Annotated in this window: 11 protein-coding genes; 4 read left to right on the forward strand and 7 right to left on the reverse strand. The window is 41.2% G+C overall.

Translation table 11 applies throughout. The features are described 5' to 3' along the window. From AB6735_RS02860 to AB6735_RS02870, 3 genes are all read right to left on the reverse strand, one after another. Window positions 1-351 (reverse strand): four helix bundle protein, encoded by a 351-nt coding sequence (locus tag AB6735_RS02860; protein WP_370994316.1) that lies wholly within the window; start codon window positions 349-351, stop codon window positions 1-3. Window positions 352-423: 72 nt separating this feature from the next. Next, entirely contained in the window at window positions 424-1,563 is a 1,140-nt protein-coding gene (locus AB6735_RS02865; RefSeq protein WP_370994317.1) for a 5-(carboxyamino)imidazole ribonucleotide synthase, read from the reverse strand. A gap of 65 nt (window positions 1,564-1,628) precedes the next feature. Then, window positions 1,629-2,009, reverse strand: coding sequence for a hypothetical protein (locus tag AB6735_RS02870; protein WP_370994318.1), 381 nt, complete (start codon window positions 2,007-2,009; stop codon window positions 1,629-1,631). Between the two features lie 181 nt (window positions 2,010-2,190). On the opposite strand from AB6735_RS02870, the gene AB6735_RS02875 reads away from it, so the two are divergent. Together AB6735_RS02875 and AB6735_RS02880 are read left to right on the forward strand one after the other, a co-directional pair. Then, a complete protein-coding gene (locus tag AB6735_RS02875; protein WP_370994319.1) occupies window positions 2,191-3,645 on the forward strand; it encodes an NADP-dependent isocitrate dehydrogenase in 1,455 nt (484 codons plus the stop codon). 397 nt (window positions 3,646-4,042) lie between these two features. After that, window positions 4,043-4,636: a fasciclin domain-containing protein gene (locus tag AB6735_RS02880; RefSeq protein WP_370994320.1), complete on the forward strand. Its 594-nt coding sequence runs from the start codon at window positions 4,043-4,045 to the stop codon at window positions 4,634-4,636. 76 nt (window positions 4,637-4,712) lie between these two features. On the opposite strand, the gene AB6735_RS02885 is transcribed toward AB6735_RS02880, so the two are convergent. After that, window positions 4,713-5,207: a hypothetical protein gene (locus AB6735_RS02885; protein WP_370994321.1), complete on the reverse strand. Its 495-nt coding sequence runs from the start codon at window positions 5,205-5,207 to the stop codon at window positions 4,713-4,715. 112 nt (window positions 5,208-5,319) lie between these two features. Here AB6735_RS02885 and AB6735_RS02890 point away from each other — a divergent pair, with 112 nt between their 5' ends. Next, the gene (locus tag AB6735_RS02890; protein ID WP_370994322.1) at window positions 5,320-5,931 is read left to right on the forward strand and encodes a hypothetical protein; all 612 of its coding nucleotides are present in this window, start codon (window positions 5,320-5,322) and stop codon (window positions 5,929-5,931) included. Window positions 5,932-6,376: 445 nt separating this feature from the next. Here AB6735_RS02890 and AB6735_RS02895 read toward each other — a convergent pair whose 3' ends face one another. The 3 genes from AB6735_RS02895 to AB6735_RS02905 are packed head-to-tail and all read right to left on the reverse strand — an operon-like array spanning window position 6,377 to window position 8,489. Continuing rightward, the gene (locus AB6735_RS02895) at window positions 6,377-7,651 is read right to left on the reverse strand and encodes an MFS transporter (RefSeq protein ID WP_370994323.1); all 1,275 of its coding nucleotides are present in this window, start codon (window positions 7,649-7,651) and stop codon (window positions 6,377-6,379) included. A gap of 8 nt (window positions 7,652-7,659) precedes the next feature. Further along, window positions 7,660-7,893 carry a hypothetical protein gene (locus tag AB6735_RS02900; protein WP_370994324.1) on the reverse strand — a complete coding sequence of 78 codons (234 nt, stop codon included), beginning with the start codon at window positions 7,891-7,893 and terminating at the stop codon, window positions 7,660-7,662. A gap of 5 nt (window positions 7,894-7,898) precedes the next feature. Further along, window positions 7,899-8,489, reverse strand: coding sequence for a TetR/AcrR family transcriptional regulator (locus AB6735_RS02905; protein ID WP_370994325.1), 591 nt, complete (start codon window positions 8,487-8,489; stop codon window positions 7,899-7,901). 198 nt (window positions 8,490-8,687) lie between these two features. Between AB6735_RS02905 and AB6735_RS02910 the strand changes: the two genes are divergently transcribed. After that, on the forward strand, window positions 8,688-8,888 hold the full coding sequence (locus tag AB6735_RS02910) for a hypothetical protein (protein ID WP_370994326.1): 201 nt from the start codon (window positions 8,688-8,690) through the stop codon (window positions 8,886-8,888). Window positions 8,889-9,138: the final 250 nt, after the last annotated feature.

Consider the following 9,138-nt stretch of genomic DNA (forward strand, 5'->3'; position numbering starts at 1 on the left):
TCAGACTGAATTTCTGAGTGCTGTGATCATTTTTACCAATACCTCATATTCATTATATAGTATTTTGAAATCCTCTTCTTTCAAATATTCTCTTCTTCTTACGATAAATAAACAACTCACAACTTCTATTGCTGATCTTAGTGAGTAGCCTAAAAACACTTTAAAAACAGCTTTACTTTGCCCCGTTGAGCCTTCAGCTATATTTAACACTACCGAATCTGCAGCCCTTTTAATTTGAGATATTAAGATATAAATTTCTTCTTTAGGAAAGGTTTTAGTCAACTGGTTGATCTGTTCATCTAAGTCCATGGCCTTTTGCCACACCTGAAGATCTTCAAACCTAAATGCCATTTATTTTTTATTTATTGAATATCTAATGACCTGTTTTACTATGAACTATGAACCATCAACTATGAACCAAATTTAACTAATCACCTTTAGTGTCTGCTGCACCAATCTTGCTTTTTCAATGGCTTTTTTCCGGTCAGCATCAACAATGGTTACGTGCCCCATTTTGCGGAACGGTTTTGTTAAAGCTTTTCCATACAAATGCACATATACACCCGGCATTTTCAATATCTTTTCGATGCCCTGGTATATGGCCGGGCCTTCATAACCCGTCTCGCCTAAAATATTCACCATAATGGCGTTGTTAAGGCAGGCGGTATCACCCAATGGTTGGTTGAATATAGCTCTTAAATGCTGCTCAAACTGCGAAACTACATTACCTTCAATAGTTTGGTGGCCGCTGTTGTGCGGACGTGGTGCAAGCTCATTCACCAGTATCTTACCATGCTTATCCAAAAACATTTCAACGGCCAATATGCCTACAATTTTAAGGCTCTCGGCAATCTTTTTAGCCACCTGTTCGGCACGTTCCAGTATTTCGAAAGGTAAGGTTGATGGAGATATCAGGAACTCCACCAGGTTGGCTTGTGGGTTAAATTCCATTTCCACCAATGGAAATGTACTTACATCGCCGTTTTCATTCCGGGCAACGATTACGGCTATCTCTTTTTCAAAATCGATCCATTTCTCAATCAGACTGGGTTCTTTGAATGCTCCGGGCAAATAACTTTCGTCGGCTACTTTATAAACCCCTTTGCCATCATAACCGTCCTTACGCAGCTTTTGAATGTACGGGAACGGTATAAAGCTTTGCTGTAATTGCTGTGGCGATGATATGATCTGGAAATCGGCCGTAGGGATACCATTTTCTTTAAAGAATTGCTTCTGTAGTCCCTTATCCTGTATCAGCCGGATAATGCGCGACTGCGGATAAACCATCACTCCTTCTTTTTCTAATTGTTCAAGAGCGTCAACATTCACCTTTTCTATTTCGATGGTGATCATGTCTACATTTTTACCAAAATTGTAAACAGTCTCATAGTCGCTTAACGAACCTATGATAAACTCGTCGCAGAGTTTACGGCAAGGCGCTTCCCGATCAGGGTCAAGAACTTTTATGGTAACATTATAATTTATGGCCTGTTGTATCAGCATGCGACCAAGCTGGCCACCGCCCAGGATACCTAATTTTAAATCTCCGTAGAATGCTTTCATGTTGAAGATGCAAGTTTACCTGAAATCTTTCAAAAAGCCATAAAATGCTTCAACATCTATATCAACTACCGCTTTTTAACCAGCAAATAATAAAAAATGGCGTGTACAACCAGGAATATACCGCCTGTCATCAGGTAAACCACTCTAACTGGAGGACTTATTCTCATGCTCAGGGCAGTAATAATAAACACTACCGACCCTCCAAAATACAGCAGAAAACGCACAATGCGGTTATTCCAATACGGAGGGTTAACCAGGAACATGGCAGGCAGTGTCATTACAAAAATGATAATATTTAAAAAGGTGACATTCTCCATGATCTTGGGCAATGTCTTGGTATAATCATCGCTCTTTTGCGATATATTGTAATAAACGCAAACGGCAGCTATAGACAGGATAACTGAGAATAAGAAGACCCTGAAAAGTTGTTTAGGAATTATTTTCATCTTGATATCAAATATAATAAATAAGCCCGGTTAAGCACCGACATTATGGCTGCAAAGAAACACATATGAGTTCGAAAAGCTTTAATCCTATTGTCACAAATTGGATTACAACAAAGCTCATTGCCCCGCAATACCCCAAAAACAGCTACCTTTGCACCGTTTTTACATAAATATAATTTCAATGAGAACTAAAATAGCAGTAGCCAATGGCGATGGAATAGGTCCAGAGATAATGCAGGCCGTACTTAAAGTTTTTGAGGCCAATAATGTACCATTGGAGTATGAATTTGTGGAGATGGGCAAGTTGTATTTTGATGCGGGACACTCCACCGGTATGACGGCTAAAGCAAAGGAAACCATTGAAACCCTGGGCATATTATTTAAAGGACCAATGGAAACCCCAAAGGGCAAAGGCGTAAAAAGCATCAACGTAACTGCCCGTAAAGTTTGGAATACTTATGCCAATCAGCGCGATTTCCGTACGCTGAACGGTGTCGATACCGTTTTTTCTAAAGCCGGCATCCCTATTAACCTTACTATTATCCGCGAAAACATTGAGGATACTTATGGCGGCATTGAGCACCTGCTTACTTATGACGTTGCTGTAGGTCGTCGGATCATCACGCGCCCCGGCTCGGCACAGGTTATCCGTTACGCTTTTGAAATGGCCAAACGCAAAGGCTTAAAAAAATTAGCCTGTGGCCATAAAGCCAATATCATGAAGCTGACCGATGGCCTTTTCCTGGAAACTTTTCAGCAGATAGCCAAAGAATATCCTGAGATAGAGTCATCAGACATTATTGTTGATGACCTATGCATGAAACTGGTAACCCGTCCGGAAACATTCGAAGCCATTGTTTTAACTAACCTGCAAGGCGATATCGTATCAGACCTTTGCGCAGGCCTTGTCGGCGGATTAGGCTTTGCACCATCGGCCAACATTGGCGATAATATTTCCATATTTGAGGCTGTACACGGTACCGCTCCGGATATCGCAGGCAAAGGCATTGCCAACCCCACCGCTTTGCTGCTTTCAGGTATTTCAATGTTACGTTTTTTAGGCTTTTCCAAAAACGCGGCAGATATTGAAAATGCCCTGTTGTATACTTTAGAGCAAGGCGTACATACCGGCGATTTTGGTAACAAAGCTATCCCAGCATCCAATACCAATGCCTTTACCGATGCCATTATTGCCAATATAGGCCAGGTACCGGCAAACGGCGGAGCTTTTTCAAACCCTGATTTTGAAGCCAGGGTGAGTCATCTGCAACCCATAAAAAACAAACTTACCGTTACCAAAAATATCAAAGAAGAGATGATCGGTGTTGATGTTTTTGTGGAAGCCAGGGTACAACCTAATGAACTGGCCGAAATGGCAAAAAAGGTACTGACCGATAATTTTGAGCTGGTGATGATATCCAACCGTGGCACACAGGTTTGGCCCACAGGCTCTATTTATACCGAGCTGGTTAACGAGTACCGGGTACGTTTTGAAAAGAAAGCGGGTAAAGAGATCACCCAGAAAGAGCTGCTGCACATCGCGGCCGATTTTTCTGAACTGGCTAAAGTTTGCTCTGTTGAATTCCTGATGAACTTTGATGGCAAAATCGGCTATACATTGGCACAGGGTCAATAAGTAACCGCTTACATCAATATAAAATAAGCCTGTGATTGATCACGGGCTTTTTTATGTTTTATTCCTCAAAAAAGTATAAACCAGGTTTTTATAAATATATAGGCCAAACGTCAATTCATTAAATGGCACCACACTACTAAACATACTATGTAACTCATCCCTTGAGCCTTGATAAATTCGTGTAGTTTTCCCCAATTCGTGTAATTCGTACAACTTTTATTTTCCTCTTTTTTAGCGACTTAGCCATGTTTTTTAATTATTAAAAAAACATTTATTGTAATTATAAGTTATAAACCTACGCAAATTGAAATAAACTATTAATTTAAACGATAATTTATAAGAGAAACTGCTACTCATTTACATGCTAATTACTAACAAAATCAAAAGAAAAATGAACATGAAAAAGTCAGTTTTAATTGCCATTGCATCACTAACTATCGGATTTTTATCAACCAATGCAATTGCCCAAACACAACAACAAGATACAACTAAACGCGATACAACTAATAAAACCGCTCCTGCCTCAACTGCTGCTCCATCCGCAGCATCAGGCGATGTGGTTGGTGTACTTTCCAGCTCAACCACTTTTGCTCCAATGGCCCTGGCCATCAAGAACGCCGATCTGGAAGCAGCCTTAAAAGCTGCCGGACCATTTACCGTTTTTGCACCAAATGATGTAGCTTTCAGTAAAGTGCCCAAACCCACAATGGACGACCTGATGAAGGATCATGCCAAGCTGGCCAAAGTTTTAAAATATCACGTGGTAGCAGGTAAATATACTAAAGCCGATATCATTAAGGCCCTGGGCGCCGGTAAAGGCAAGGCTGTTTTAAAAACCATTGATGGTGACTCCCTAACGTTATCGGTTAACGACAAGAGCAACCTGCAGATCACCGATGCTAAAGGAAACGCGGCCCTGGTGATATCATTTGATACCATGGCCAGCAATGGTGTTATACATGGCCTTAACGGTGTGTTGATGCCGCAATAAAAATCGTTTGTTTAATTAATTCTAAATCTAAAAGGGCCCAGGTATGCAAATACCGGGCTCTTTTATTTTACACAGATTATTTTTTCGATAAGATCTTGAACTTTCCCTGCTTCAGATGGCGGTCGGCTATCAACGCTATGGGTAGCCCCAGGCACACGATCAGGATGGCTATACCTGTTATCAAAACTGACAGTTTAATCACCGGGAATGCTTTTTGAGTAATGGGGATAACCACCAGGTTCATGATGATCCAGGCAGTAAAGCCATACAAAACAGCTATCAAGTAAGCATTCCTGAGTCCTTTTTTAAAAAAGGGATACAACAGGTAAAAAGCGCTGGTAAACAAAACAGCTATCAGGAAGTGGAACACTATGCCGGCAACAACCATTTCGGCGCCACCTTTAAAGGCGGCTTTCCCAAATGCGGCGCTGGCTATAAATTTAAAAATGATGGTCGGTTGTATTTTATAGTTCAACAGTAGTGCGGCCAAACCATCGAGCGTTCCGGTTATTAACCCGATACCAAGGATATTGAGCAGAACATTATTTTTATTTGGTGTATCTTTTTGCATCAGGAAATTTGAATGGCTAATTTATGCTTTTTATAAAACTGCAGTGTGCGCATTATTAATTTATTTTTTGCTTTTAAGTAAATTTTTGTAACAGATGCTTATTTTTATAGCAATGAATAATAACACCTGCCTTATTGAGATTCCGGCTTTGCTAAGTAAAAAAACGAGTAAGATATTGACGTTTAAAACAGAAAGCCTGATTATCGAAAAACCCACGGGTTTAAAGTCGCCTGATTTTATACCTGCTGAAACCATTACCGGGTTCCGGTATGGCGTTAGCTGGATACGGGGATACGCTTTTACCTTTGGCAGGCAATATTTTATTGAAATTCAAACCGATCAGCAAAAGGTGGTCAGTATAAAATTGGGCAGCTATTATAGTATCCGTAAAAAACTGTATGATCAGCTCTGGTCAGAAATCATCCACCAGCTGTGGCGCTATTACTTTGTAAATCAGTACAATTACTATTATGACCTGTACAAAATCAACCAAACTTTTGAGCTTTGCGGCATCTACTTTCACCCCAATGGCATTGGCTGGGACGCGCTCAACATTTTGCAATGGAGCGAAGTTGGCATCAGCAATTACTACAACTATTTTATGATCTATAACCGCAAAAATAAAAAACAGTACAAAAGCCGCAGTTTTGCCAAAGACTGGAATGCCGTGGTACTTCAGGCTGTTTTGAAAGAGATAGTCGACGAAAAAAAAGTAGTGTTCTAACGGTTAAATTTCTCCCCCGGCAAGACTTTTTAAACCTTCAATTTTAACACTTTCGGACCCAAAACCGATCAAAAACAGTCCAAAAACAGCTCGAAAAAATCTCCACTTTAACACTTTTAACAAATTTCGACACGGTTTTGATGTGTTTTAAAAAGTTTAAAAAGTATTAAAAAATTGACATTCAAATAAAACATACCAAACGGTCGGTTTGTTCTGTTTTTTCCGTTTAATAAAACAGACCGGAGTTCCAATAAAAGAGTAATAGCCCCCTTATAGCGCAAGTCTTGTGTGGGTCCGTGGGGTGATGACTTGTGCTTATATACCAGGTATTGACGTCACAAGTCAGCCTTTACCCACAAGTTCGCCACACAAGACTTGCGCTAAAAAGAGGTGACAGCCCCTTTTTGGATATTAATTGTTCATTATGTCTAACCATCGGCTAAAATTACCCTTCCAAAATTATAACTTCATCGGGGATGATCGACTTGCCGCTTTCGACTTTCTTTTTAGTGAGATTATCAACCCTCCGCATTAAAAGGATGGCGATGATGGATATTCCTACAATTACATAGCCTACTATGTTATAATGCTGCAGCGGCGCGCCTTTGCCTGGCTGCGTTACGATCATGCCCGCAACCGCAGCGGCAACACCACCCGCAATTTGCTGTAACGAGGAGTTGATGCTCATGAAGGCGCCACGATCGGCCATATCGGGGATAGCGCTGGTTAAGGCCGATGAAGGTATCATCCTGCTCATCACGCCCATCATCATTAATATATTGTAAAAAATAACCATCGGAAACGTGGTAACCCCCAAATTGGTATACAACACGCACATAAACATCATCCATGTGGTGGCAATTGCAAATATTTTAAACTTGCTGATCTTATCGCTCAGTTTACCTACCAATGGCATAATTACCAATGCACTCAAGCCCGATACCATAAACAGTATAGGCAATTGCCCGTTGGTTAATCCCAGGTTATTGATAGCGAAAGCGCTGCCGAAAGGCATCATCATAAAACCACCTATAGAAAGCAACGCTGTAGCCGCGAAGCCTATGCGATAATTGCTTTTGGTAACCGTGTGTAACAAATGTTTAAAAGCCGATTTTTCGGTTTTGATAAGTAAATGCGCTATCACAGGTTTCATTTTAATGGCTATTAAGGCCGCAATGCTGATGCTTAACAGGGCCACCATCCAGAATGGAGCTTCCCAACCCCAGGCGTTCGCTAAATAAAGACCGATAGGAATCCCAAGAACCTGACTTGCGCCAAAGCCCATCTGTACAAAACCTATCACCCGTCCGCGTTGTTGCAGGACAAACAGATCGGTAATAATAGCCATAGATATGGAACCGATAACCCCGCCAAACAGACCGGTAATGATACGCGCGGCAACCAGCATGGCATAAGATTGTGCCAAACCGCAAAAAACAGTACCGGCAATAAAGCCCAGGTAAAAGAATAGCAGCAGCTTTTTACGATCAAACTTATCGGCAAAGCCGGCGGTTAACAAGCCCGATATACCCGCGCTAAACGCATAAGCCGATACGGCAATACCAAAGGCTGAAGGTTTCAGGTTAAGTGATTTCATCAATATATCGCCAAGGGGCGACATCACCATAAAATCAAGTATCACGGTAAACTGGGTGATAGCCAGTAAAAATATAATGAGTTTTTGGTAACCTGTAAAAGCTACCGGTTGTTGATTGTCCATAATGTAATTTAAGTTAGTTCACAGCACTGGTAGCCATGATGATTTATGATTTCAATAATTTGTGTATGCGACAGTGTTTCTGATATGATCCGCAATACATAGTCGCTATCCTCCATGTCAATATTCCAGCATTGTACCGCGGGATGCTTATCCAGTATGGAATGCAGCCGTTGTTTACCCTTATTGCTGCTGATGTTGGTTTTAAACAGGAGGATGTGATTAAAATCTATAGCCGTTTCCATCAGTTTTACTTTTTTAGAGATTTTACAACCAGGTCAAACGCCTTCCAGAGTATTTCGTCGGTCATTTTAAAGGGCTTACCAGCCAAGCTTTTTCCTTCCATATCAAAGCGGATGAGGTTGTATAAAGTACCAAACGCGATTGACCAATAAACCTCAAAAGGCATAGTTTCTATCTCGCCACGCGCTGTAATATTGTGCATAAACCTGGTCATGGCGCTGATAAATCCGGTCATAAAGCCCGAAAGAAACTCTTCCTGGTAACTTGAACTGCGCAGCTGATCAAAAAACTGGTTCATCCCGGGGTTTTCCCTGGCGTAACGGTAACGGTTTTCCCATTGCTTACGCAAGCCTTGTTCAAATGGCTCTTCCGGATCAAAGTCTTTGATAAAGGCTTCTTCCATCACCCTCAGTTCCTCCATAGCCACTTTCATGATCAGGTCGTCGCGGTCTTTATAATATATATAAGGCGTAGCTACCGAAATATTACAGGCCCTGGCCAGTTTATTCATACTAAAGCCTTCTAAACCATCTTTGATGATGAGCTCAATAGCTTTTTGCTTTACCAATTCTTCCTTATCTGTATTTCTTAATCGCATAACGTCTCAAAGATAAATAAATATTCATTCATTTATGATGATGTTTTATTTATGTGACTATTTTGACAATGTGAAACAGACGTTTTTCTATAAGTTCTGAACATTTGTAGAAAAACACCATGGTCAATTTACTATAAAGTAACATTACCGCTTTACTTTTAAGAGTAAGTAAATGAACCACCATTTAAAACAAAAATCATGAAAAATTTAAAATTGAAAGCGTTGGGGCTTGGCGTTACCGAAGTACTGACAAGAACACAATTAAAAAATGTAACAGGCGGTGCCAGCGGTCCTACCTGCAGCATTAACCAGGGCGGCTGCGCTACAAGCATTACCTGCGCCGGCGGCGAGATATGCAGATGTACCGAAAACCCATGCTGGTGCGGTTGCAGGGGTTAAGCTAAACTTCCTAAATGTTTAAAAAGCAAGGGTGTCACCCTGAGCCCCGTCGAAGGGCTCGCGTAAAGGCCTGCCCACCATGCTTCAATGAGCTCAGCATGACACCCTTTTCGCACTGGTTCTATACTTCACTTCGGCCGGAGGCCGGGTAATAACGGTCACTCGGCTGGAGCCCACAGGTGTTGGGAAGACGAATGGATAACCTTAACTTTAGGGGTATATGCGAGTACCCGACTTGTTGAAGTTGATT

This window comes from Mucilaginibacter sp. RCC_168 (genome assembly GCF_041355315.1).
Lineage (GTDB): Bacteria > Bacteroidota > Bacteroidia > Sphingobacteriales > Sphingobacteriaceae > Mucilaginibacter.